The sequence below is a fragment of the Vibrio sp. JPW-9-11-11 genome (assembly GCF_013369335.1).
Lineage (GTDB): Bacteria > Pseudomonadota > Gammaproteobacteria > Enterobacterales > Vibrionaceae > Vibrio.
This window is the reverse complement of sequence record NZ_SZQJ01000006.1, coordinates 46,993-71,513: the sequence shown is the minus strand read 5'-3', so window position 1 is coordinate 71,513 and position 24,521 is coordinate 46,993. Positions and strand designations below refer to the sequence as shown.

Annotated in this window: 22 protein-coding genes; 6 read left to right on the top strand and 16 right to left on the bottom strand. The window is 46.7% G+C overall.

Annotated features, from left to right (window positions below):
* Positions 1–4: 4 nt before the first annotated feature.
* The 5 genes from rlmH to leuS all read right to left on the bottom strand — a co-directional run bounded on the left by rlmH (position 5) and on the right by leuS (position 5,246).
* Positions 5–475 carry a 23S rRNA (pseudouridine(1915)-N(3))-methyltransferase RlmH gene (gene rlmH / locus FCU94_RS10160; protein ID WP_176288434.1) on the bottom strand — a complete coding sequence of 157 codons (471 nt, stop codon included), beginning with the start codon at positions 473–475 and terminating at the stop codon, positions 5–7.
* Positions 476–478: 3 nt separating this feature from the next.
* Entirely contained in the window at positions 479–796 is a 318-nt protein-coding gene (gene rsfS, locus FCU94_RS10155; protein ID WP_176288433.1) for a ribosome silencing factor, read from the bottom strand.
* A 70-nt stretch (positions 797–866) separates the two neighbouring features.
* Positions 867–1,880, bottom strand: a complete 1,014-nt coding sequence (gene holA, locus FCU94_RS10150) for a DNA polymerase III subunit delta (protein ID WP_176288432.1) — start codon at positions 1,878–1,880, stop codon at positions 867–869.
* Positions 1,881–1,885: 5 nt separating this feature from the next.
* The gene (locus FCU94_RS10145; protein WP_176288431.1) at positions 1,886–2,542 is read right to left on the bottom strand and encodes an LPS-assembly lipoprotein LptE; all 657 of its coding nucleotides are present in this window, start codon (positions 2,540–2,542) and stop codon (positions 1,886–1,888) included.
* Positions 2,543–2,672: 130 nt separating this feature from the next.
* Complete coding sequence (gene leuS, locus FCU94_RS10140) at positions 2,673–5,246, bottom strand: leucine--tRNA ligase (protein WP_176288430.1); 2,574 nt, start codon at positions 5,244–5,246, stop codon at positions 2,673–2,675.
* A 189-nt stretch (positions 5,247–5,435) separates the two neighbouring features.
* Between leuS and FCU94_RS10135 the strand changes: the two genes are divergently transcribed.
* Positions 5,436–5,906: a zinc ribbon-containing protein gene (locus FCU94_RS10135; protein ID WP_176288429.1), complete on the top strand. Its 471-nt coding sequence runs from the start codon at positions 5,436–5,438 to the stop codon at positions 5,904–5,906.
* Positions 5,907–5,950: 44 nt separating this feature from the next.
* Here FCU94_RS10135 and lnt read toward each other — a convergent pair whose 3' ends face one another.
* The 5 genes from lnt to miaB form a co-directional block, all read right to left on the bottom strand.
* Positions 5,951–7,459, bottom strand: a complete 1,509-nt coding sequence (gene lnt / locus FCU94_RS10130) for an apolipoprotein N-acyltransferase (protein ID WP_176288428.1) — start codon at positions 7,457–7,459, stop codon at positions 5,951–5,953.
* Positions 7,460–7,494: 35 nt separating this feature from the next.
* Positions 7,495–8,394, bottom strand: coding sequence for a CNNM family magnesium/cobalt transport protein CorC (gene corC, locus FCU94_RS10125; protein WP_176288427.1), 900 nt, complete (start codon positions 8,392–8,394; stop codon positions 7,495–7,497).
* A 108-nt stretch (positions 8,395–8,502) separates the two neighbouring features.
* Entirely contained in the window at positions 8,503–8,967 is a 465-nt protein-coding gene (ybeY, locus tag FCU94_RS10120) for an rRNA maturation RNase YbeY (protein ID WP_176288426.1), read from the bottom strand.
* Positions 8,967–10,073 (bottom strand): PhoH family protein, encoded by a 1,107-nt coding sequence (locus FCU94_RS10115; protein WP_176288425.1) that lies wholly within the window; start codon positions 10,071–10,073, stop codon positions 8,967–8,969. Before FCU94_RS10115 ends, ybeY begins: the two co-directional genes overlap by 1 nt.
* Before the next feature lie 108 nt (positions 10,074–10,181).
* Complete coding sequence (gene miaB / locus FCU94_RS10110) at positions 10,182–11,606, bottom strand: tRNA (N6-isopentenyl adenosine(37)-C2)-methylthiotransferase MiaB (RefSeq protein ID WP_176288424.1); 1,425 nt, start codon at positions 11,604–11,606, stop codon at positions 10,182–10,184.
* A 281-nt stretch (positions 11,607–11,887) separates the two neighbouring features.
* On the opposite strand from miaB, the gene FCU94_RS10105 reads away from it, so the two are divergent.
* Entirely contained in the window at positions 11,888–13,060 is a 1,173-nt protein-coding gene (locus FCU94_RS10105) for a 2-octaprenyl-3-methyl-6-methoxy-1,4-benzoquinol hydroxylase (RefSeq protein ID WP_176288446.1), read from the top strand.
* A gap of 49 nt (positions 13,061–13,109) precedes the next feature.
* On the opposite strand, the gene crr is transcribed toward FCU94_RS10105, so the two are convergent.
* From crr to cysZ, 5 genes are all read right to left on the bottom strand, one after another.
* Positions 13,110–13,619 carry a PTS glucose transporter subunit IIA gene (gene crr / locus FCU94_RS10100; RefSeq protein WP_176288423.1) on the bottom strand — a complete coding sequence of 170 codons (510 nt, stop codon included), beginning with the start codon at positions 13,617–13,619 and terminating at the stop codon, positions 13,110–13,112.
* Between the two features lie 105 nt (positions 13,620–13,724).
* A complete protein-coding gene (gene ptsI / locus FCU94_RS10095) occupies positions 13,725–15,449 on the bottom strand; it encodes a phosphoenolpyruvate-protein phosphotransferase PtsI (RefSeq protein WP_176288422.1) in 1,725 nt (574 codons plus the stop codon).
* Between the two features lie 137 nt (positions 15,450–15,586).
* Complete coding sequence (locus tag FCU94_RS10090) at positions 15,587–15,844, bottom strand: HPr family phosphocarrier protein (RefSeq protein WP_004415108.1); 258 nt, start codon at positions 15,842–15,844, stop codon at positions 15,587–15,589.
* A gap of 297 nt (positions 15,845–16,141) precedes the next feature.
* Positions 16,142–17,110, bottom strand: a complete 969-nt coding sequence (cysK, locus tag FCU94_RS10085) for a cysteine synthase A (RefSeq protein ID WP_176288421.1) — start codon at positions 17,108–17,110, stop codon at positions 16,142–16,144.
* Between the two features lie 255 nt (positions 17,111–17,365).
* Entirely contained in the window at positions 17,366–18,103 is a 738-nt protein-coding gene (gene cysZ, locus FCU94_RS10080; RefSeq protein ID WP_176288420.1) for a sulfate transporter CysZ, read from the bottom strand.
* A gap of 204 nt (positions 18,104–18,307) precedes the next feature.
* Here cysZ and zipA point away from each other — a divergent pair, with 204 nt between their 5' ends.
* The 4 genes from zipA to FCU94_RS10060 all read left to right on the top strand — a co-directional run bounded on the left by zipA (position 18,308) and on the right by FCU94_RS10060 (position 23,916).
* On the top strand, positions 18,308–19,186 hold the full coding sequence (gene zipA / locus FCU94_RS10075) for a cell division protein ZipA (protein ID WP_176288419.1): 879 nt from the start codon (positions 18,308–18,310) through the stop codon (positions 19,184–19,186).
* Positions 19,187–19,328: 142 nt separating this feature from the next.
* Complete coding sequence (gene ligA, locus FCU94_RS10070; protein ID WP_176288418.1) at positions 19,329–21,344, top strand: NAD-dependent DNA ligase LigA; 2,016 nt, start codon at positions 19,329–19,331, stop codon at positions 21,342–21,344.
* A gap of 514 nt (positions 21,345–21,858) precedes the next feature.
* A complete protein-coding gene (locus FCU94_RS10065) occupies positions 21,859–22,980 on the top strand; it encodes a porin (protein WP_176288417.1) in 1,122 nt (373 codons plus the stop codon).
* Positions 22,981–23,109: 129 nt separating this feature from the next.
* Positions 23,110–23,916, top strand: coding sequence for a DUF2057 domain-containing protein (locus tag FCU94_RS10060; protein WP_176288416.1), 807 nt, complete (start codon positions 23,110–23,112; stop codon positions 23,914–23,916).
* 146 nt (positions 23,917–24,062) lie between these two features.
* Here the strand turns inward: FCU94_RS10060 and FCU94_RS10055 are convergent, their stop codons facing one another.
* On the bottom strand, positions 24,063–24,515 hold the full coding sequence (locus FCU94_RS10055) for an NfeD family protein (protein ID WP_176288415.1): 453 nt from the start codon (positions 24,513–24,515) through the stop codon (positions 24,063–24,065).
* Positions 24,516–24,521 lie beyond the last annotated feature (6 nt).

Sequence of the window (24,521 nt, the reverse complement as noted above, 5' to 3'; positions counted from 1 at the left end):
GTGATTATTCTCGATGATAAGGGTGGTTCGCCGTGATGCTCCACGCGCGATACAAACTTTCAGCCATAACAATTCGCACCAATGGGTGAGGAAGTGTTAAAGCCGAGAGAGACCAACTTTGATCTGCTGCTGCTTTACACGCTGGTGCCAAACCTTCGGGGCCGCCAATTAAGATCGACACATCACGTCCGTCGAGTTTCCAGTTTTCAAGCTGCTCGGCGAGTTGTGGCGTGTCCCACTTTTTGCCGGGAATATCGAGAGTAACAATTCGGTTGCCTTTTGGCACGGCCGCCAACATGGCTTCGCCTTCTTTTTGCAAAATCCTTGCAATATCGGCATTTTTTCCGCGTTTTCCGGCGGTGATTTCCACAAGCTCAAGTGGCATGTCGTGCGGAAATCGGCGGCGATACTCCTGAAAGCCTTCTTCGACCCATTTGGGCATTTTACTGCCGACGGCGATAAGTTGGAGCTTCATCGCTTAACCCCAGAGTTTTTCGAGTTGGTAGAGCTCACGCTGCTCTTCTTGCATCACATGCACAATCGTTGAGCCCATATCGAGTACGACCCATTCTCCTTGTTCCTCTCCATCGATACCTAGCGGATCGAGGCCAGCAAGCTTAGACTCTTTTGCAACATGCTCAGCAATAGATGACACATGGCGCTTAGAGGTGCCGGTACAAACAATCATAAAGTCGGTAATGCTTGATTTACCTTGAACATCAATCGTTTTAATGTCTTGCGCTTTCATATCGTCAATTTTGTCGATTAAAAAGTCGTTTAACTGTGTAAGTTGCAAGGTGTTGTCCTCATTGATTATCTATTTGACTTGGCGCCTTATTCGGCGGCGGCGAAGTATAACACGCTTTTTATATCCGCACTTGTGGCATACAGATTTGGCAGCTTAGCTGATGCAATAGTGGCCAACACGAGAGCTCATATTGGGTTTTAACGGTGATTTCTGCTTGAGCCAATAACTGCAGTTGTTGAGTTAAATGGTTTGAATTGAGCCTTTGCAATGCCGCGGAGTAGAGCGGTCGTTTAGATTGCCAAACTCGATATTGCTCAAATACTTGACCTATGGTTTGACTATGGAGCAGCGAGGACATGCTCAACAGCTGCGTGAGCTCTTTTTGCAGTGTTCGAATAAGAATGACCGCTTCGACACCTTCAGCTTCAAGCTGACGTAAGATCCGTTGTGCTCGTTTGGCTTTGCCCGCCAATAGAGCGTCTACCCAATGGAAGGCGGTAAAGTGATTGTGACGGCTTAACGCATGCTCTAGTCGCACTAAGTTCAGCTGTCCGTCAGCATAGAGAAGCGCGAGTTTCTCAAGGCTTTGTGTCAAGGCAAATAGATTGCCTTCGTGCCATTGAGCGAGCATTTGTAGCGCTTCGGGATCTGGCTTTAATCCCAACTTGTGACAACGCTGTTGCACAAATTGGGGCAGGCGTTGGAGATCTGGAGTGAGGCAATTAACCCAGCATCCGCTTTGACTCAATCTTTTAAACCATTTCGCATTCTCTTGCGCTTTGGTGAGTTTACTGCCGATCACGACCAGTAACACATCAGAGTGAATCAGATCGGCAACGGCCAGTAACTCTTTGGCAATCGCGGCGTTAACGCCGCTTTCAGGTAACTCAAGTTCAATGACTTGCTTGGTCGAGAATAAGCTCATGGCTTGGCAGCAGTCATACACCCGGGTCCAGTCAAGGCTATTATCTACGGCAAAGCGATGACGCTCTGCAAAACCATTGGCTAGAGCCGTTCGCTGAATGGCCTCTCGGGACTCTTGCAGCAATAAAGGCTCATTGCCAAAAATGAGATAAATCGGATGGAGCTGCTTGACCAAATGCTCCGCTAATCGGTCCGCGAAGATGCGCATTGTGGTTATTGTTCAGTTGTTGTTGGTGTAGTGCTTGGCGCGTCGTCTGAGAAAAGCGTTTTAATGCGGTACTGCTCTTCGTCGGCACCGAGCTGAACTTGTTGCTCTTGCTGTTCTTGTTCGAGGCGCTCATTGGCCTCGATATCTGCTTTTAGGCGCGCCATCTGACGAATGATTTGAGAGGCGGCCAACTTGCGCATCTCGTCTTCAATCATGTCACGTTCAACCGATTTTGCTAGGGCAGTTAATGGGTTATCTAAGTAACTACGAGTAACGCTAGTTGAAAATGTCTTTGAACCTAGCTCAGGTAGGGTTACGCGGTAAGAGGTACGGAAAGTCAGCTCTTTCTCCGCTGCACGGGTGTTTTGGTACAGAGAGAGTGTCCGTTCGCCAACGCCTTCACTTATAAGGTGCAGATTAGGTACGTCGGCTGCTGGGGACACTACTTCAATTTCACTCATACGCAGTTGACCTTTCATCATTCGAGTAAAGCTACTGTATTGGTCGTAACTGGTAAGCGACATGGTTTCAAGCTCATCTGGAATAGAGTAGTCACCGCGAAGGTGAAATCCACAAGCGGATAACAAAGAAGCGCTGAGAATAACGGCCGTCATTTTCAATGAAGGGTAATTAAATAGTGATCGTACTCGTAGAGGAAACATAGTCTGGTGGCTCTCGATGATTATTGGAATACTTATCTTAAGACTCTAGCTCAAAACCGAGTGGCTGAGTTAAAGCGCTAAGGTAAGTAAAGCAGGGCGGTCGCCCTGCTTTAGAGTCAGCGACTGACGGTTAGTTCGCAACGATGTTGAGAAGTTTTCCTGGTACGTAGATAACTTTGCGTACCGTTTTGTCTTCTGTGAACTTAGTAACGTTCTCATCGTTTAGACCTAGCTTCTCGATCTCTTCTTTAGAGATATCAGCAGGTACCGTTAGTTTCGCACGTAGCTTACCGTTGACTTGAACGATGATCAGCTTCTCGTCTTCAACGAGCGCTTTTTCATCGTGAGTTGGCCATGCTGCGTTGTCGATATCAGATTGACCTAGGCCTGCCCACATTTCGTAAGAGATATGCGGAGTGATTGGGTAAAGCATCACGACAACGGCTTTTAACGCTTCATCTAGAATCGCGCGATCTTGTTCAGACTCTTGAGGTGCTTTCGCTAGCTTGTTCATCAGCTCCATGATCGCAGCGATAGCGGTGTTGAACGTCTGGCGACGAGCAACATCATCGGTCACTTTCGCGATGGTCTTGTGAACGTCACGACGTAGTGCTTTCTGGTCGCTAGACAGTGCCGCAGTATCGACTGCAACCGCTTCGCCTTTTGAGGCGTGCTCGTTAACCAGTTTCCAAACACGTTTTAGGAAGCGGTTCGCCCCTTCTACGCCAGATTCTTGCCACTCAAGTGTCATGTCTGCAGGAGAGGCAAACATCATAAACAGACGTACTGTGTCTGCGCCATACTTGTCGACCATCTCTTGCGGGTCGATACCGTTGTTCTTCGACTTAGACATCTTGATCATGCCTGAGTGGGTAACATCGCGGCCTTCAGTGTCTTTCGCAGACGTGATGCGGCCTTTACCGTCACGCTCAACAGCAACGTCTGTTGGTGCAACCCACTCTTTACCGCCTTTCTCGTTCTCGAAGTAGAACGCATCCGCCAGTACCATGCCTTGACATAGTAGCTGCTTGAACGGCTCGTCAGACGTTACGTAACCTGCGTCACGTAGCAGTTTGTGGAAGAAACGAGAGTACAGTAGGTGCATACAAGCGTGCTCGATACCACCGATGTACTGATCTACTGGTAGCCAGTAGTTGGCTTTTTCTGGGTCGAGAATGTCGTCTGCTTGTGGGCTGCAGTAACGCGCGTAGTACCAAGAAGATTCCATGAAGGTATCGAACGTATCAGTCTCACGTAGAGCAGGTTCACCATTGAACGTAGTCTTAGCCCACTCTTTGTCGGCCTTGATTGGGCTCGTTACGCCGTCCATGACTACGTCTTCTGGAAGGATTACTGGTAGTTGGTCAGCTGGTACTGGGTGAACTTCACCGTCTTCAGTGGTTACCATTGGGATTGGAGCGCCCCAGTAACGCTGACGAGATACACCCCAGTCACGTAGACGGAAATTAACTGTCTTAGTGCCTTTGCCTTGTGCTTCTAGTTTCGCTGCGATTGCGTCGAATGCCGCTTGGAACTCAAGACCATCAAATTCACCTGAATCGAACAGTACACCTTTTTCTGTGTACGCCGCTTCAGAAACGTCTAGCTCACTGCCGTCAACTGGCTTGATGACTGGCACGATGTCTAGACCGTACTTAGTCGCGAACTCGAAGTCACGTTGGTCGTGTGCAGGTACGGCCATTACCGCGCCTGTGCCGTAGTCCATCAGTACGAAGTTAGCCACGTAAACTGGCACTTCACGACCGTTCAATGGGTGAATAGCAGTAAGGCCAGTTGCCATACCTTTCTTCTCCATTGTCGCAAGTTCAGCTTCTGCAACCTTGTTGTTCTTACACTCTTCGATGAATTCAGCAAGTTCTGGGTTGTTCTCAGCTGCGATTGTCGCCAGAGGGTGACCTGCCGCGATACCTACGTAAGTGACACCCATTAGCGTATCAGGACGCGTGGTGTAAACCTCAAGGTCTGCTTGGCCTTTCACTTCAAACTTGAGTTCTACGCCTTCAGAGCGACCAATCCAGTTGCGCTGCATGGTTTTAACCATCTCAGGCCAACCGTCAAGGTTGTCTAGATCATCTAGAAGCTCTTGAGCGTATTCAGTGATCTTGATGAACCATTGTGGGATCTCTTTTTGCTCTACTGGAGTATCGCAACGCCAACAGCAGCCATCTTCAACCTGCTCGTTTGCTAGAACAGTTTGGTCGTTTGGACACCAGTTAACAGAAGAGGTCTTCTTGTACACTAGGCCTTTTTCATAAAGTTTAGTGAAGAACTCTTGTTCCCAACGGTAATATTCTGGTGTACAGGTTGCGAACTCACGATTCCAGTCGTAACCAAAGCCAAGTAACTTAAGCTGGTTTTTCATGTATTCGATGTTTTCGTAAGTCCAAGGTGCTGGCGCGGTCTTATTTTTTACCGCAGCGTTTTCGGCAGGAAGACCGAACGCGTCCCAACCGATTGGCTGCATGACGTTTTTGCCTTGCAGACGTTGGAAACGAGATACCACATCACCGATAGTGTAGTTACGCACGTGACCCATGTGCAGTCGGCCACTTGGGTATGGGAACATAGAGAGACAGTAGAATTTTTCTTTGTTTGGGTCTTCACTTACAACAAAGGTCTTGTTGTTATCCCAGTGCTGTTGAACTTTCTGTTCAATATCTTGCGGGTTATATTGTTCTTGCATCGATGATATCCGGTTATCTTGGAATTTGTGAGTTCGGTTAGAACAGACATTAATAGATCGTCATAGAATACCTAAAGGAAAGGTACACAACAATAGCCAATCCTAAGTCTCGTCCCTTTCCCAAAGGTTGTTTTCAACCAGCGAGGCAAATTGGTTTAGGTCAGCGCGATGGAAGAGTGGAGGTTGTCTATGCCGAAAAGAAAAGCAGGGTATGAAGAGATGCTTGAGGATGTGGTTGAAACCTTGAAGCACAGTCCTGATGAGGTCAATCATGTACTCGACAAGTCAGGCCAAGTGGCAAAAGCGGCTAACGACTTAACCAAGGATGAGTTGGCTTTGGTCTCTGCCTACGTCAAGTCAGACTTGAAAGAGTTTGCTGATAGCTATGAAGATTCAAAGAAAGGTCCATTTTATCTGATGATTGCCGACTCTATTTGGCAAGGACTATTAGAAATCACCGATAGAACAAAAGTGGAATGGGTGGAGTTATTTCAAGACCTTGAACACCAAGGCCTCTATCAAGCCGGAGAGGTGATTGGATTAGGTACTTTGGTTTGCGACGACTGTGGGCACAAGACCCAATACAACCATCCGACGGTCATTATCCCTTGTATCAAATGTGGCTGCAAAGGCTTTAGTCGCCAGCCATTAAAACCTTAACTTGTCATTTAAAAGGTGACCCGCTATCGGTCACCTTTTATCGATTAACGTCTAAACCGCCATCCGATCAGTAAACTTAGGAGCACCCAAACATACAGTGGCCAACTGCCCCACGTGTAATAGGGCGTGTGTCCTTGGGTCGACGTTACTTCCGCGCGCAACACATGGGTTTCAAACTGGGGCACCTGAGCGATGATATTACCTAGATGGTCGGTAATCGCCGTCACGCCGTTGTTGGTCGAGCGAATGACGGGCTTACCAAACTCAAGTGCGCGCATCCGTGCAATCTCCATATGCTGTAGTGGGCCAATTGAGCGGCCAAACCAAGCATCGTTCGACAGGGTCAGAATAAAGTCTGTGTCATCGTCAATGTTTTGTCTCACTTGCTCGTTGAAGATAATCTCATAACAAAGCGCGGGAGCCATATGCTTACCGTTCGCCTCAATATTGGGTTGGACAAATTCGCCACGACTGAATGAGGACATAGGCAGATTAAACAAGGGAGCCAGTGGACGCAAAATGCTTTCAAATGGCACAAACTCACCAAATGGCAGCAGATGGTGTTTGTGGTAACGTTCTTCCATATCGTAACGATAACCGGGCTGAGCTTTACTGCCTAAGGTCAAAATACTGTTGTAGAACTTCTTATCTTCACTTTGGTTTACGATCCCGGTAATCACCGCACTGTGATTCATCGCTGCGGCAGAGTCGAGATTATGAAGGTATGAAGAGATCTCAAATTCAAAAGCTGGAATCGCGGCTTCTGGCCAGATAATGATATCGGCATCCCAGTTCTCTCGAGTTAGGTCGGTGTATTTCATGATGGTTGGCCAGCGCTGGCTTGGCTTCCATTTTATAGCTTGTGGAATATTGCCTTGAATTAATGCAATTTTCGTGACTTGGCCGGTATCAGGCACTACCCATTGGGCGGTCGTTAAGCCAAAGCCAGTGGCGATAATGACCGCTGGGATTATCAGTGTCGACCAGCGTTTATGCAATAGCCCATAGCCGAGAGCCGCGGCACTCATGAGTACTAATAAGGTCACCAGTTCAACGCCACCGATAGGCGCGAAGCGACCGAGAGGGCTATCGATTTGGCTGTAGCCAAGCCACAGCCAAGGGAAGCCCGTCATTACCCAACCTCGTAGCCAATCGAAGATAAGCCACAGAGCTGGCGCGGCGAGCAGCCAACGGGTACGGTTGGAAACAGGAAAAAAACGGTTGAGACTCCAGCAATAAAAGGCGCTATACAGGGCCAAGTAGCCGACGAGCAGCGCCATCAGGAGTAAACTCGCAATTTTTGGCATTCCGCCAAAATTATCAATGCTGACATGTACCCAACTGATGCCAGTCGCAAACTGCCCAAGCCCCCAAGCATAACCAACAGCGAGCGCTTGTTTAGGCGTTTGCCTGTGAATGAGCAGCAGTAATAATAGCGGGGAAAGAACAGCGAGAGGCCATACAGAGAAAGGCGCAAAAGCTAAGGTAGTGGAAGCGCCAACAAAAACGGCCGCGAGCGGCCGTTTTAGGCGATGAAACAGTGTACTTATCATCGAACTTTTCTTAATGCTCCGAAAGGAGATGAGCGTTACTCGTCGGTGGTATCTAACACCGACTCCTCGTCTGGTATCGTGACTTGAAGTTGAACCACGCGTCGATTATCAGCAGCGGTGACTTTGAAGTTATAGCCATCAATGCCGACGACTTCGCCTCGAGAAGGTAAGTGGCCGAAAGCGGTCATCACCATGCCACCGACGGTATCTACTTCTTCATCACTGAACGAGGTGCCAAAAGTATCATTAAACTCTTCGATAGTCGTGAGCGCTTTCACCGCAAAAGTGTGCTTGCTTAACTGACGAATATCCAACTCTTCCTCGTCATCGAACTCGTCTTCGATTTCTCCGACAATCTCTTCGAGAATATCTTCAATGGTGACCAGGCCTGAAACGCCACCAAACTCGTCGACCACAATAGCCATATGGTAGCGCTCTTGCCGGAACTCTTTGAGTAGGCGATCGACGCGCTTACTTTCTGGAACCACCACAGCAGGACGTATGACCTGCTCAATATCGAAAGGTTCACTGTCTGAGCCTAAGTATTTGAGTAAGTCCTTCGCAAGCAGAATGCCTTCCACATGGTCTTTGTCTTCACTGATCACTGGATAGCGCGAGTGTTGAGCATCCGTGATGAGGTTGATCAAGTTGTCTAAATCGTCGCTGCGATCGACGGTAACCATCTGCGAACGTGGCAACATGATGTCGCGCACTCGCATTTCGGAGATCTCCATAACACCTTCGAGCATATCGCGAGTGTCATGGTCGATCAGGTCGTTTTCCTCTGAGTCGCGAAATACCTCAACGAGCTCTTGGCGATCTTTAGGATCCCCCTGGAATAATTGACCTAGGCGTCCGAAGAAGGACTTTCTACTCGGACCTTCAGATTTTTCTTTCTTACCTTCTAGAGAAGAGGGCGAATTGTCTTCGTTCATTGTTTCTCAAACTAGTAACGCTATCAGAAGTGTGATAGCACACGTCGTAGCAACGGAATTAAATGCGTACAGTGGATTAAAGATCTTTTCACTGATGATGTCGCGGAGCTACTGTTTCTCAGCAATGTAGGGGTCTTTAAATCCCATACTTTGCATGATTTCTGTTTCGAGTGACTCCATCTCTTCGGCTTCGTCATCTTCGATATGATCATAACCTAGCAGATGCAGGCTACCATGTACAACCATATGGGCCCAGTGCGCCATTAGCGGCTTGTTTTGTTCATCTGCTTCGCGTTCAACCACTTGGCGACAAATAATGAGATCGCCCAGTAGGTCTAGTTCGACACCTGGCGGCGACTCAAACGGAAAAGAAAGCACGTTAGTCGGTTTGTCTTTTCCACGATAATCGCCATTGAGTTGCTGGCTCTCTGCTTCATCAACAATACGCACCGTCACTTCGGCCTGTGGTTGAAATTGGCTGATCGTTGTGCTCAGCCAGTGAAGGATATCCGCTTGTTTTGGTAAGCCGTCTTTATCTTCGACAGCAAGTTGAAGGTCGAGTTCGATTGTCATTATTTGCCTTCACTGGTTTCGGTTTGAACTTGTTTCGAAAGCTCTGCCTTGGCTGTTTCAAGCAACTTAGCCTCGCGCTCTTCACGACGTTTTTTTTCGAACTCTTTACGTTCTTTTTGGTCTTGTGCTTCCCACTTTTCGTAAGCGTTAACGATACGTGCAACCACGGGGTGACGTACTACGTCGTCAGATTGGAAGAAGTTGAAGCTAATATCGTCCACTTCACTCAAGACCTCAATCGCATGGCGTAAACCAGATTTAGCGCCGCGTGGTAAATCGATTTGGGTAATGTCGCCAGTGATGACGGCGCGAGAGTTGAAGCCAATGCGGGTTAAGAACATTTTCATTTGCTCCACCGTGGTGTTTTGGCTCTCGTCCAAAATAATAAACGCATCATTCAGAGTACGACCACGCATGTAGGCCAGTGGTGCGACTTCAATAACATTACGCTCAATCAGTTTTTCGACTTTTTCAAAACCTAGCATCTCAAATAGGGCGTCGTAGAGCGGGCGTAAGTATGGGTCTACCTTTTGACTTAAGTCACCAGGCAAGAAGCCGAGTTTTTCACCCGCTTCTACCGCAGGACGAGTCAACAATATACGGCGGATTTCTTGTCGTTCTAAAGCGTCAACGGCTGCCGCAACCGCGAGATAGGTTTTACCCGTACCAGCAGGACCAATACCAAAGCTGATATCGTGCGTCACCATGTTCATCAGGTAGTGACCTTGGTTTGGTGTGCGAGGCTTAATCACGCCTTTCTTGGTCTTGATAAACACTTCTTTACCGTGCTCAATGCTCGACTCAAGGTCTTGCTCTAGTACGCCGGTTTCTTTAATCGCTAAGTGAATTTCATCGGGCTCAATATCGGGGATATTGCCACGGACAGGGGTGGTATTAACGTACAGCGTTTTGATAATTTCTAGCGCGGCCGCACTGGTATGTGGCTTACCGACAATAGTGAAAAAGTTACCGCGGTAGCTGATTTCAACGCCTAAGCGGCGTTCTAAATGTTTGATATTGTCATCGAAAGGACCGCACAGGCTGGCTAAGCGGCGGTTATCAGAAGGTTCTAGATTGATCTCTAGCGTTACAATTTTATTGCTCAAAGTTGCCTCTCAAAATATGCCATTGGCAAGAAGCCCGATTGAGACCGGGCTTCTAATGGCGATCGTTACCTATCTCTAAGATGGTAACTTATACAGCGATTTTCAAGCTTAAGGTGTAAAAGTCGCTACACCTAGCTCATCTTCTCGTTTGGTTTTAGCCATCATTTGTGTCGGTGAAATGATGCTGCGCAGATCCATGTCTTTCTCTGTGCGAACCAGCTCCCCACGTAATGAGTTGGCAAATACGTCGGTGATTTTCACATCAACGAACTGACCAATCAGATCGGCGCTGCCTTCGAAGTTCACCACGCGGTTGTTCTCTGTACGTGCACGAAGTTCCATTAGATTCTTCTTCGATGGACCTTCTACCAGAACGCGCTGCTCCGTGCCTAACATGAGGCGAGAGTATCGCATTGCCTGTGCGTTTACCGTTTGTTGCAGTTCGTATAGGCGTTCTTTCTTTTCTTGCTCAGATACATCACATGGGTAATCCGCTGCAGGCGTCCCTGGGCGTGGAGAGAAGATAAAGCTAAAGCTCATATCGAAATCGACATCTTTAATCAGCTTCATCGTGTCTTGGAAGTCTTTGTCCGTTTCTCCAGGGAAACCAACAATGAAGTCAGAGCTTATCTGAATGTCTGGGCGCGCTTTACGCAGCTTACGAATAATCGACTTGTACTCGATTGCTGTGTGTGGACGTTTCATCATGGTGAGGATACGGTCACTGCCGCTTTGCACGGGTAGGTGCAGGAAGCTCACCAGTTCTGGTGTGTCTTCGTAAACAGCAATGATATCGTCCGTGAACTCAAGTGGGTGGCTGGTGGTAAAGCGAATACGATCAATACCATCAATCGATGCCACCAAACGCAGCAGCTCAGCGAAAGTACAGATCTCACCGTCGTGGGTAGGACCACGGTATGCGTTGACGTTTTGACCGAGTAGGTTCACTTCACGTACGCCTTGCTCTGCGAGTTGAGCAATCTCAAACAGTACGTCATCCATTGGACGGCTCACTTCTTCACCGCGAGTATATGGTACAACGCAGTAAGTGCAGTATTTTGAACAGCCTTCCATAATCGAGACAAACGCAGTAGCGCCTTCTGCGCGTGGTTCTGGCAGACGGTCAAACTTTTCGATCTCTGGGAACGAGATGTCCATGACCGGCGCTTCGTCAGACTGAGACTGTTTGATCATCTCTGGTAGTCGGTGCAGAGTTTGTGGGCCAAAAATAACGTCAACAAATGGCGCGCGTTCACGAATGTGGTCACCTTCTTGGGTGGCAACACAGCCACCGACACCAATCACCACACCCTCTTTTTTATCTTTAAGCGTTTTCCAACGACCAAGCTGGTGGAACACCTTTTCTTGCGCTTTTTCTCGGATAGAACAGGTATTGAGAAGTAGTACATCTGCCTCTTCTGGCTCTTCGGTTAGCTCGTAGCCGTTAGCCGCGTTTAGTAGATCCGCCATTTTGGATGAATCGTATTCGTTCATCTGGCAGCCCCAGGTTTTAATTAGCAGTTTCTTACTCATTGTTTCGCTCGATCGTTAGTTTAAATTAAGGGAGCAAATTGCCCAGTGTGACAATTGACCATCTTGGATTATGTTTTTGATGGCGTTTGATATCTCGCATCTTGGCGAGCCGCGTATTGTACTGCTTTAAAAACCGACTGACTAGTACCGGGAAGCAATCAATTGCAAGCGTTATGGTATAAGGGTTTGACCATAGTTAGCTTGAGGTTTTTGGTTACATTTTCGTAATGAAAACGTACAATAAAAAACAGCTAGAGAATCAATGTGATGAAGTACGGATTATGAGCGATTTTGATGTTGCCATCATTGGCGGTGGAATGGTTGGGGCAGCAACCGCAATAGGGTTTGCACAGCAGGGGCGACGTGTCTTTGTAGTGGAAGGGTCAGCGCCAGCGCCTTTTGACGCGGATCAGCCGCTCGATGTTCGAGTGTCGGCTATCTCGCAGCACTCGGTGGCGATATTGCACTCTCTTGGTGCATGGCAAGCGATCTCTGACATGCGTGTCTGCCCATATCGCCGTTTGGAAACTTGGGAGCACCCAGAGTGTCGTACACGTTTCCATTCCGATACCCTGAATATGGAACAGCTCGGTTTTATTGTCGAAAATCGATTGATTCAACTCGGGCTGTGGCAACATCTGCAATCTTTTGACAATATTACACTTTGCTGCCCAGAACGACTCGAAACCATTGAGTTTGGCGAGGTCAACTGCGTTAAACTGACCTCTGGTAAATCATTGACCGCAAAGTTAGTGGTGGGAGCGGATGGTGCCAATTCCAAAGTGCGCCAGTTGGCAGGGATTGGCGTGACCGCTTGGGATTACCGTCAGCACTGCATGCTGATCAACGTCGAAACCGAGTATTCCCAGCAAGATATTACATGGCAGCAATTTACTCCATCCGGTCCGCGTTCATTTCTGCCGCTCAGTTCATTGCAAGCAGATGGACCGTCTCAGGGACAAGGTTCGCTCGTTTGGTACGACGCGCCGGCACGTATTCGTCAGCTTTCTACAATGTCTCCAGAGCAATTGCGGCAAGAAATTGTAGCGGCGTTTCCTGATGAGTTAGGAGATATTAAAGTGTTGCAACATGGCTCGTTTCCGCTAACGCGCCGCCACGCGCAGCGCTATTGGCGTCGCAACTGCGTGTTAGTTGGTGATGCCGCACATACTATAAATCCTCTCGCAGGTCAGGGGGTTAACCTCGGTTTCAAAGACGTTGAAGCCTTGCTGCATGTATGTGAAAAAGAAGGTGAAATCGACGAAAAAGCGCTCGTGAGCTATGAAAGACGAAGACGTCCGGACAATTTACTGATGCAAACGGGAATGGATCTATTCTACAAAGGTTTTAGCAATGATATCGCACCGCTCAAGTTAGCGCGCAATGCGGCGCTCAAACTCGCGGAACATAGCCCACTGAAGACCCAAGTACTTAAATACGCGCTAGGGCTATAAAACAAAAAACGCAGCCAATGGCTGCGTTTTTCAATTGAGCTAAGTAGCTTTACTTAGTCACACGTAGTACTGGAGTTTCACCAACTGTGACAGAACCAGAAAGCTTGTTTAGCTCTTTGATTTCGTCCATGTTAGAGATGACAACTGGAGTAAGAGTCGATTTCGCTTTCTCTTCTAGAAGAGCGAGATCGAATTCGATGATAGTGTCGCCAGCTTTAACTGTTTGACCTTCTTCAGCGATGCGCGTGAAGCCTTCGCCTTTTAGTTCAACAGTATCGATACCGAAGTGAACGAAGAGCTCAACACCGTCGTCAGATTCGATTGAGAACGCGTGGTTCGTTTCGAAGATCTTACCGATAGTACCGTTTACAGGAGCTACCATTTTGTTACCAGCAGGTTTGATAGCAATACCATCACCAACGATTTTCTCAGCGAAAACAACATCTGGCACATCTTCAATGTTTACGATTTCACCAGATAGAGGTGCGATGATTTCGATTGCACCCGCGTCAGCGCTGTCGTCAGATACTAGCTTCTTAAGTTTGTCAAACAGACCCATTGTGTCATGCTCCTAACGTTTTTATTTAATTCTGTCGAATTATAGTATACCAATCTTACGAGATAGACGACTTTTTTTACCGTCTATCTCATTGGAATTCGTCGATTATTGAGTTTTCTCAGCGATGAATTTTTCTACAACCGCTTCGATTTCCGCCGCCGTTGGAAGAGAAAGTGCTTCTTCAGCCATCGCTTTCACTTCAGCGAAGTTCGAATTGCGGATCACTTTCTTCACTTTAGGGATAGAGATGCCGCTCATTGAGAACTCATCTAGGCCCATACCCAGTAGAAGTAGCGTTGCACGTTCGTCGCCCGCTAGCTCGCCACACATACCGGTCCATTTACCTTCAGCGTGAGACGCATCGATAACCTGCTTGATTACTGTAAGCACTGCTGGAGAGAGTGGGTTGTATAGGTGAGAGATCATCTCGTTACCACGGTCTACTGCGAGTGTGTACTGAGTCAGGTCGTTAGTACCAATAGAGAAGAAAGCTACTTCTTTCGCCAGGTGGTGCGCGATCGCAGCCGCTGCTGGTGTCTCAACCATTACACCGATTTCGATGTTTTCGTCGAATGCTAGACCTTCCGCGCGAAGCTCAGCTTTGTACTCTTCGATTGCTTTCTTCAGCTCACGGATCTCTTCAACAGAGATAATCATTGGGAACATGATGCGAAGCTTACCGTGTGCAGATGCACGCAGGATGCCGCGTAGCTGGTCACGAAGGATTTCACGACGGTCTAAGCTGATACGTACTGCACGCCAGCCTAGGAATGGGTTCATCTCTTGAGGAAGATCCATGTAAGGCAGATCTTTATCGCCACCGATGTCCATAGTACGGATGATTACCGACTCACCGTTCATTGCTTCTGCAACTTCTTTGTACGCTTGGTACTGTTCTTCTTCAGTAGGCAGAGCGTCACGGTCCATAAACAGGAACTCAGTACGGTACAGACCAACGCCTTCACCGCCGTTACGGATGATGCCGTCACAGTCTTTTACTGTACCTATGTTACCGCATACTTCTACGCGGTGACCGTCAGTGGTTTCTGCGTGTAGATCTTTTAGTTTCGCAAGTTCTTCTTTTTCAGCAAGGAATGCGGCTTTTACTGCTTTCGCTTGTTCTAGCTCAGCTTCAGATGGGTTAATAACGATTTTGTTGTTCATCGCATCAAGAATCAGCATGTCGCCATTCTTAACTTGTTTGGTGATGTCGTTAGTACCCACGATAGCTGGAAGTTCAAGTGAACGAGCCATGATAGAAGTATGAGAAGTACGGCCGCCGATATCACAAGCAAAACCAAGAACGTAGTCTAGGTTGATCTGTGCAGTTTCAGATGGCGTTAGGTCGTAAGCCACTAGGATAACTTCTTCATCGATATCGCTTAAAGAAACGATGTTGATACCGAGTGCGTTTTTAACAAAGCGAGAACCGATATCGCGGATATCCGTTGCACGTTCTTTTAAGTATTCGTCGTCGAGAGACTCTAGAGCCGATGCTTGCTCTTCGATAACAGTGTAAATAGCGTTATCTGCGTGCAGCTTGTCGTTTTTGATCAGTGCTAGGATTTCTTCCTCTAGCTCTTCGTCTTCAAGAAGCATGATATGACCTTCAAAGATCGCTTCTTTTTCTTCACCGAAGGTTTCAAGTGCTTTTTGCTTGATGGTTTCAAGTTGCGCCGCAGATTTGTTGCGTGCGTCGAAGAAGCGTTGAACTTCTGCTTCAACTTGATCATCAGAAATGGTGTGGGTGTTTAGGACAATTTCATCTTCTTGAAGTAGTAGTGCTTTACCGATAGCAATACCAGGAGATGCTAGGATGCCTGAAATCATAGCCTTACCTTAAATTGGTCAACTTTAAAACGGGAGAATAATGAGTGCGCTAACGAATAGTTGTAGCTTATATTTTGGCCTATTTCCAACAAAGCCATTTTGCTGGGCAAAATGGCTTTGATAAACAGGAGACCGGATTAGTGTAGTTGGTCCATTAGAGCAACTAGGTGGTCAACAGCTTGTTGAGCTTGTGGGCCCTCAGCTGAGATAGAAACTACTGTACCTTTAACTAGGCCAAGAGTTTGTAGCTTGAAAAGGCTCTTAGCGCTAGCGCTTTTGCCGTTAGAAGTCACAGTGATATCCGCATCGAATGCTTTCGCTTCTTTTACGAACTGTGCAGCTGGACGAGTGTGAAGACCGTTTTCTGCAGTGATTTCTACTTGCTTCTCGTACATGTTATATACCCCAATTGATTTATATTTTGATAGTTTCTTAACCAGTTTTAGCTTAACCATAAAAAAACGTTTCTGCTAGTCGCGCAACGCGTATTACGTGTCAGAACTGAAACTGGTTGTAAAATTCTCATTCGCGGTGTCAGTCTGTGCTAACTGTCGCCAATGATAGTAATTCTTATCTGCTTTTATTTTACAGCTAGAAATAAAACAATCCCGATATTACCAAAGGTGGGGCAGGGATCAACAAAAAAGCCCCTGAACGGGGCTTTTTTAGACGAAAAATTGATTTGACACAGTTTACTGTTGGTTCTCTTTCTCGGTAAAGATACCAGCAAAAAGAGCTGTGCTTAGGTAACGCTCGCCTGAACTCGGTAGAACAGTTACGATAGTTTTCCCAGCAAATTCAGGGAGTTCTGCAATACGATTGGCTGCAACGACAGCGGCACCGGATGAAATGCCTGCGAGAATACCTTCCTCTTCCATTAGGCGACGAGCCATAGCAATCGCTTCTTCTGAAGTGACTGGCTCTACACGGTCGATAAGCTCTAAATCGAGGTTGCCAGGGATAAAACCAGCACCAATACCTTGAATTTTGTGTGGTGCAGGTTGAATTTCGTCGCCCGCGAGCGCTTGAGCAATCACTGGTGATTCTGCAGGTTCAACGGCTACAGACACCACATTCTTGCCTTTTTCACCCTTAAAGTAACGGCTTGTCCCTGTGATAGTACCACCGGTGCCCACACCGGCAACGAACACATCCACTTCACCATCGGTAGCTTCCCAGATTTCAGGGCCCGTCGTTTTTTCGTGGATCTGCGGGTTCGCTGGGTTGTTGAACTGTTGAAGAAGTAGGTACTTGTCAGGATTGCTTGCGACAATTTCTTCTGCTTTAGCAATTGCGCCTTTCATACCTTTTGCCGCTTCGGTCAGCTCAAGGTTAGCACCAAGGGCTTTTAGCAGCTTGCGACGCTCAAGGCTCATTGATTCTGGCATTGTCAGTGTCAGTTTGTAACCACGAGCTGCAGCCACAAAGGCAAGTGCCACACCAGTATTACCACTTGTTGGCTCAACAAGTTCAACACCAGGTTTTAGCGTACCTGCTTTTTCAGCTTCCCAAATCATATTGGCACCGATACGACATTTAACACTGAAGCTTGGGTTGCGTGCTTCAACTTTGGCCAGCACTTTACCCTTGCTGACTTTATTAAGACGTACTAGCGGGGTATTACCAATCGTTTGGGAGTTGTCTTCGTAAATTTTGCTCATGGTGTGATCCTTCATCTTCGTTTCACTTGTGTCTGCTCAAAGTTTGCTTACACAACGGAGTTAGAAATAGTGGTTGAGTAGAAGATTAGGCCAGCTTCAAATACGAGAAAAGGATTAAATAGTTATATGATATGAAATGGGGAGGGGAAAGAGCGCACTGCTGCTTTCGGGGAGTAGGTCTATTCTTATCTCCGTTATCAGCATTTGTTCAAGATGGGTTGACGCGTAACGCCAACCCTTGCCCCTTTCTCTGCGTTATTTCTTGAACTCCGACACCCACATCGATGCTGCCCCACACACAGCGACAGGCATCACAATCAAGTTAACAATAGGGATCGTGGTGAAAATAGACACTAGAGCGCCAAAGCTATATGCCTTAGATTGTTTTTGTTTCAAATTGTTACGCATGTCGTTGAATGACACCTTGTGATTATCAAATGGATAGTCACAGTATTGAATGGCGAGAATCCAAGCAGTAAAAATGAACCATAGGAAAGGCCCGACCGTTTGACCAACTGCCGGGATAAGTAATAGTAAAAACAAGCCAATGGTCTTGGGCAAGACATAGATGAGTTTACGCCATTCGCGCGCCAAAATCCGTGGCGTGTCTTTTAGGATCGCAAGCGGGCCATCATCGTTAACCTTTTGTCCTGTAAGATGAGCTTCCACTTTTTCGGCCAGTAAGCCGTTAAAAGGCGCGGCAATGAAATTCGCCAAAGTACTAAAAAAGTACGAAAAAGTGGCAAGAATGGTTAAAACGAGTAAAGGCCAAAGCAAATAACTCAACCAAGAGAGGAAGCTGGGTAACTGGTTCATTAAATGCGTGATCCAGTTATCTAGATTCGAAAAGAGGTAGAACAAAGCCCCGCCTACTAACAGGACGTTTGCGAGAAGCGGGAAAATGACGAAGCGGCGTATTCCTGGTGTTAGCGCTAGTTCGATACCGTGGAAGAAATAACCAAACCCGGAACGTTGTTGTATTTGTGTCTTCATATTAAGCCAATTGCTGTAAAAACGAACGCTTTGTATCTTAACAAGAAAAAAGCGTGTTCAAAATCACAACATTGGGGGAACTTCTCACATTAAGTTGTTCTAAAACAGGGGAGAGTTTTGGTAGAGTAACTGACAGTTAAGGTTTAAACGTATTTTTGCGGCCTGCTAACAAGCGTGCTGTAACGAACACAATGAGAGCGAAAAATGCAGGAACTGCGATTTGTACTCATAATAGTTGGAGCGATAGCGATTGCCGCTTTGCTGTTCCACGGTTTATGGACGAGTAAAAAAGAAGGCAAAGCAAAGTTTGGCAACAAACCCATTGGTAAGCTCGATACTGACGCTGAAGAGGCGGATGTCACACCAGAGAGGGGATTTAAGCCAGAGGATGATTTTGAAATCATTAAGAAAGAGCGTAAAGAGCCAGGTTTTGTCGCTCCTGATGAGATTGTCGCTGATCCTCTGATCGACAGCTACCCATCGACGGCAGAACCCGAGCCATCGGTAGTGGATGAGGATGAAGTGGAAGTCCCGTCACTCTCTTCTCGTTCTTTTAACGATGTCGATGTGGAACCACAAGTGATTGATGAGCCTACTGATGTTGCGGATCCAGAACCCGCGGTAGCACACGCTCAACCACAGCCTGAGTCAGAAGAAAGCCCACTAGAAGTGATCGTCATTAATGTACACTGCTCTGGGAATGAGCCTTTTGTCGGTACTAAGCTGTTCGAAAGTATGCAGCAAAATGGATTGATTTATGGCGAGATGGATATCTTCCATCGTCATGCCGATCTTTCAGGTACGGGCAAAGTGTTGTTTAGTGTGGCTAACATGATGAATCCTGGAACGCTTAAGCACGACGATCCTGCCGAGTTCACTACGAAAGGCATCTCGTTCTTTATGACGATGCCGTGTTTTGGTGATCCCGAACACAACTTTAAGCTGATGTTGAAAACGGCTCAGCAGATAGCCGATGATTTAGGTGCTAATGTCCTTGATGATGCACGCAACCTTATCACACCGAATCGAATTGATGCTTATAAAGAGCAGGTTAAGCAGTTTAAAATAGCGCAGCAAGCCTAGTTTTTATCAATCTCAAAGGCTCCTAGCGGGGCCTTTTTTATTGGCATCCGTATTGCGCCCAACTCGAACGGTCGCCATACTTGCCAAATTTGAAAGAGACAACCTAAGCGTAGCTTTCGTCTAGTCAGTAACAGAGTTCCCTATGTCGCAAGATATTCAACAACAACTAAATCAGTTAAGAGAGACACTTCATCATCACGGTGTGAAGTACTATGTCGAAGATAGCCCAGAAATCCCCGATGCAGAATACGATCGTTTAATGCGCGAGCTGATCGAGCTTGAATCACAGTATCCTGACTTGATCACGCCTGATTCGCCGAGTCAACGAGTTGGCGGTGCGCCTTTAAGTGGCTTTGAATCGGTCCAGCATCAAATTCCTATGCTGTCGCTTGATAATGCGTTTGATGACAGTGAGGTTGACAGTTTTTATAAACGCATGTGCGACCGTTTGGTTGGTCAACAAGTGAATCATTTCTGTTGTGAGCCCAAGCTAGATGGTTTGGCGGTTAGTCTTCTGTACCAAGATGGTGTGCTTGTCCAAGCAGCGACTCGTGGCGACGGGGCGACCGGGGAAAATATCACTGAAAATGTGCGCACTATTAAGTCTATCCCACTCAAGCTTTATGGCAATGGTTGGCCAAACCGCTTGGAAGTGCGTGGTGAGGTATTCATGCCGAAAGCGGGATTCGAGCAGCTGAATCAAAATGCACTCAAAAAAGGGGATAAAGTTTTTGTTAACCCACGCAATGCTGCTGCAGGGAGTTTGCGTCAGCTCGACTCGCGTATTACGGCCACTCGACCACTGAGTTTTTACGCATACAGCGTTGGAGTAGTCGAAGGTGCAACGCTTTCAAAGAGCCATTATGAACGCTTCCTACAGCTAAAAAGTTGGGGGCTGCCTATGTGTCCGGAAACTAAGTTGGTGGAAGGTATGCAGCAAGTGAAAGCCTACTACAAGGATATCCTTTCTAGGCGTGATCAGTTGGCGTATGAAATCGACGGTGTGGTTATCAAAGTGGATGCCATCGAGCAACAAGAGCAGCTGGGCTTTGTCGCCCGCGCACCTCGTTGGGCCATTGCTTATAAGTTCCCCGCCCAAGAAGAAATGACTTTGCTGAATGATGTGGAGTTCCAAGTGGGGCGCACTGGAGCCATAACCCCTGTGGCAAAACTTGAGCCTGTTTTCGTCGGTGGAGTGACCGTGAGTAATGCGACGTTGCATAACGCCGATGAGATTGAACGACTGGGCGTGATGATTGGCGATTGTGTGGTGATTCGCCGAGCTGGTGATGTGATACCTCAGGTCGTCTCTGTGGTAAAAGAACGCCGACCAGAGAGTGCTCGTGAGATTGCCTTCCCTATGCATTGCCCAGTGTGTCAGTCGGATGTGGAGCGTGTAGAGGGCGAAGCTGTTGCGCGTTGTACTGGAGGTTTAGTGTGTCAGGCTCAGCGCAAGCAAGCGTTAAAACATTTTGTGTCGCGCAAAGCGCTAGACGTAGATGGCTTGGGCGACAAAGTGATTGAGCAGCTTGTTGACCGTGAAATGGTTGAGACACCAGCAGATTTGTTCAAACTTAAAGCTGGCGTCTTGACCGTTCTTGACCGAATGGGACCTAAATCGGCGCAAAATGTAGTCGATGCTCTAAACCAATCTAAGCAAACAACCTTGGCAAGATTTCTCTATTCATTGGGAATTCGTGAAGTTGGGGAGGCGACTGCTGCCAATTTGGCGCAACACTTCCAAACCCTAGAGGCGGTGATGGCGGCGACTCACGAACAGCTGATAGAAGTTCAGGATATCGGCGCGATTGTCGCCAGTCATGTGACTGCTTTTTTTGCAGAGGATAAAAATAAGTCGGTGATCGATGATTTGCTGGAGCAAGGGATACATTGGCCTGAAATTGAACAGCTCGATGAGAGCGCTCCGCAGCCACTTGCAGGTAAAACAGTCGTGCTTACAGGTTCACTATCGCAATTGACTCGCTCAGAGGCAAAAGCGACTTTAGAGCTTTTGGGAGCGAAAGTAACCGGTAGTGTGTCGAAGAAAACAGATCTACTATTTGCTGGCGATAATGCTGGGTCTAAACTCGCCAAAGCGCAAGAGTTGGGTATCGAGATCAAAACAGAAGCCGATATCATCGCATTGACTCAATCCTAAACGTAGCCTTCTTAATAGACGCCTCCAATAAAACCTCAAAATGTCTATTTTGAGGTTTTATTTTTTCTGTCAAATAATCTTGTCTCATCTCTTCGAAATGTCGTTTATTTATTTCCGTGATAACGATCTCCTATCTCTTCAGCGTTAGGATATCGTTGTAAGCAATGCGACACACTTCAATTAATTGTTCTTTTTGTTTTTAGTAACCTGTTGTTTTTTAATGTTAATTATCTTGTCTTTGTAAGTTCCTTTGCTAAATAAGATCTTGATCACTAACTTGATAAAAATTTGTGGCGGCTCATATTTTTTTACTCGGAAATTAAGTTCTAATTGATGTTTTTTGATGCGAAGTTAGTCTTGAAGACGTGGATACACAGTGTGTATGCAGGAAATAGGAAATCAACAGTTAACGATTAATTGGCGATTTCTCATATAGGAAATATTTTCTCCCTTCGGCGGCCAACTTAAGGCGAGAAAAAACAAAAATAGCTATATCCATTTTTAGGAGTTTTCCATGGACAAAATGTTTAAACGCACTCTTTTAGGCGCTGCAGTGGCCTTGGCTTCAACAGGTGCTTTAGCAAATACAGAGTCATCTCAAGTCGGTATTATCTCTGATTTCAATGTAGAGGCGTACGGTGTTGCGGCGATCAGTGCTTACACTGAGAAAGATAAAAAGGGCTACCACTGGGAAAATGAGTCGCGTATTGGCTTCCGTGCAGGCAAAGATTTTTCAGACGACGTAAACATCTTTATGCAAATCGAGTCTGGTTGGGTTGGTACTGACGGCACTGGCGCGACATTAGGTAACCGTGACACTTTCTTAGGCTTACGTGGCGACTGGGGTACACTTCGCGCAGGTCGTATGCTAACGCCTATGTACGAATTGGTCGATTGGCCATACTCGAACCCTGGTTTAGGTCGTGTTTGGGATTCTGCATGGGCGGCGGATGTTGCTTACCATCGTGACCGTCATGGTAACCAATTACGTTACGATTCTGCTCAGCTTGGTAACTTTAACTATAGCCTTTCTACAGGTGTGGGCGACACAGGTGTTGACAATAACTTTTTCTATGGCGCCAAAGCGTCTCTGAAAGCGGGTGATATGTTCACTTTCCACGCGGCAGTCGAAACTGAGCAAAACCGTCAGAAGAAAGAGGCAGTCGATGCAGCATGGGAAATCTGTTCTGATGCTGATGGCTGTAAAGATGTAAATAAAGTGGATATAGCTGAAGGTGCTAGCTACAAGTCTACTAACGCAGCTGCGGCAGAGATGGTTGACACATTAGGTTACTTGATTGGTTTTGAAGCATCGTTACCAGGTGGTTTTGGTTTAGCTGCGGCATACAAAGCGGGTGAAAGTGACTTAAAAGGTGGTGCAAAATCTGAGCAAAGTTCTGTCTCTTTAATCGGTCAATACTGGAATGGTCCATGGGGCTTCAAGGTAGGCTATGCTGCTAATGGTGATATGGAAGTTGATGGCTCTAAGAAAGCTGATACAAGCGATTACGTGGTTTCTGGACAGATCATGTACGTGAAGAATGGTTTTGTACCATACTTCCGTGCAGGTACTTACACTAAAGACGACGGTGACTCAACACCATTCGTACGTGTAGGTCTAGAATACGGTTTCTAAGATTCGTTTAGTTAAACCATAGTTGTTACGCCGGTCTATATGGCCGGCGTTTTAATTGTTTTAATAGATTTTTCTTTAATGTAGAGTGACTTATAAAAGTGTGATGGTCTGAATACCAAGGTGGTTTATATGAAAAAAATAATATTAATGGCGCTTCCGGTTTCACTTATCGGGTGCTCTGCATTGGACGAGGACAGCAACTTTTCTGACTCTGTTAACCGCGTAGAGAGCAAGCAAAACTACCAATTGGTTGTTGGAAAAACGCTTACTCCAAAAGTAGTGAATATTAAGGGAGGACAACTTGTTCAATCTTCACTCGAGTTCAACTATGTTGCTCCACTTGACGCCAGTCCTGTCCCTGATTCATTTGTTACCTTAGAGCTTCAGTACTTTAAGAATTACGAACAGTTCGATACCGTTGTATTTGAAGATAATACCACGGCCCCTATCTCACCCTATGCTGCGCCTGCAGAAACCTGCGGTGATATTTGTGTTTCACGACAATACATACAGTTTCCCGTTGATGACGCTCTATTTAAACACTCGGATGTTAAAGATCTTGAATTTGACCTGGTCGGCGCAAAAAATGCCATTTTTACTTTCATGATCCCGGCTGGGTATATCGAAGCGATTACCAGCAGTGGTAATCGAAATTTGACCACTGCGCCTACCGCATTGATAGCAGTTTCTCAAGAGCCTGCAACTAAACCAAGTTTGGTGACAAAATCAAAACCTCAAGAAATGGCACTTTATTGGTATGAACAGATGGATTTTCAACAACAAGAAGCAGTTGTCAATTGGGCTGTGAAAAATAGACGTGCGACTGACCTTGAGTTTAAGACCACGGAGCAAGCTCAGAAAATGTTTGCTTATTGGTTTAATCAAGCCAGTGAGGCAGAAAGGAAAGCAATCACGATCGAGTTGATTAGTAAGTAGAGCTGAAACGTATATCAAGAAAGGGGAACAGCTCCTTTCTTGATATTAATCACATTTCAAAGTGCGTACTTTTATTCTCGAATGAATATGTATTAACGACTGAAATAACTTAATTTCATTGTTCTAAGTCGCAACAATTTAGTATGTCAACTCGCCGCCTTAATAGTTAACACTATGCCGTTAACTTCGATGATTTCGATCAGAGTGCCTGCCTCAATGCCACGATCAGACCGCGCGGTCCACGTGGTATCACCTACCTTAACTCGCCCTTTTCCTGCGGGGAAGTCTTCATCTAGTATGAACTGCTGCCCGATCAACTGTTTGCTTTTCTGATTGAGTTGTCGATGGGCATCTGATTCTGTATCGGATTGGTATTGTCTGCGCCACCACAACCAAGTGGTGGTGAGTGAGAACACGCCGAACGCTACCCACTGAAGTTGCCAACTGATGGGGATTAGCGTCATTAGGATCCCAATCAACATAGCGGACAAACCCAGCCAAAGCAGATAGCCCGCAGTACCTAGTAGCTCCCCTGCGAGGAGGAGTAACCCCAATGCTAACCAATGCCAATAGTTGACACTCTGTAACAACTCAATCATATCTGC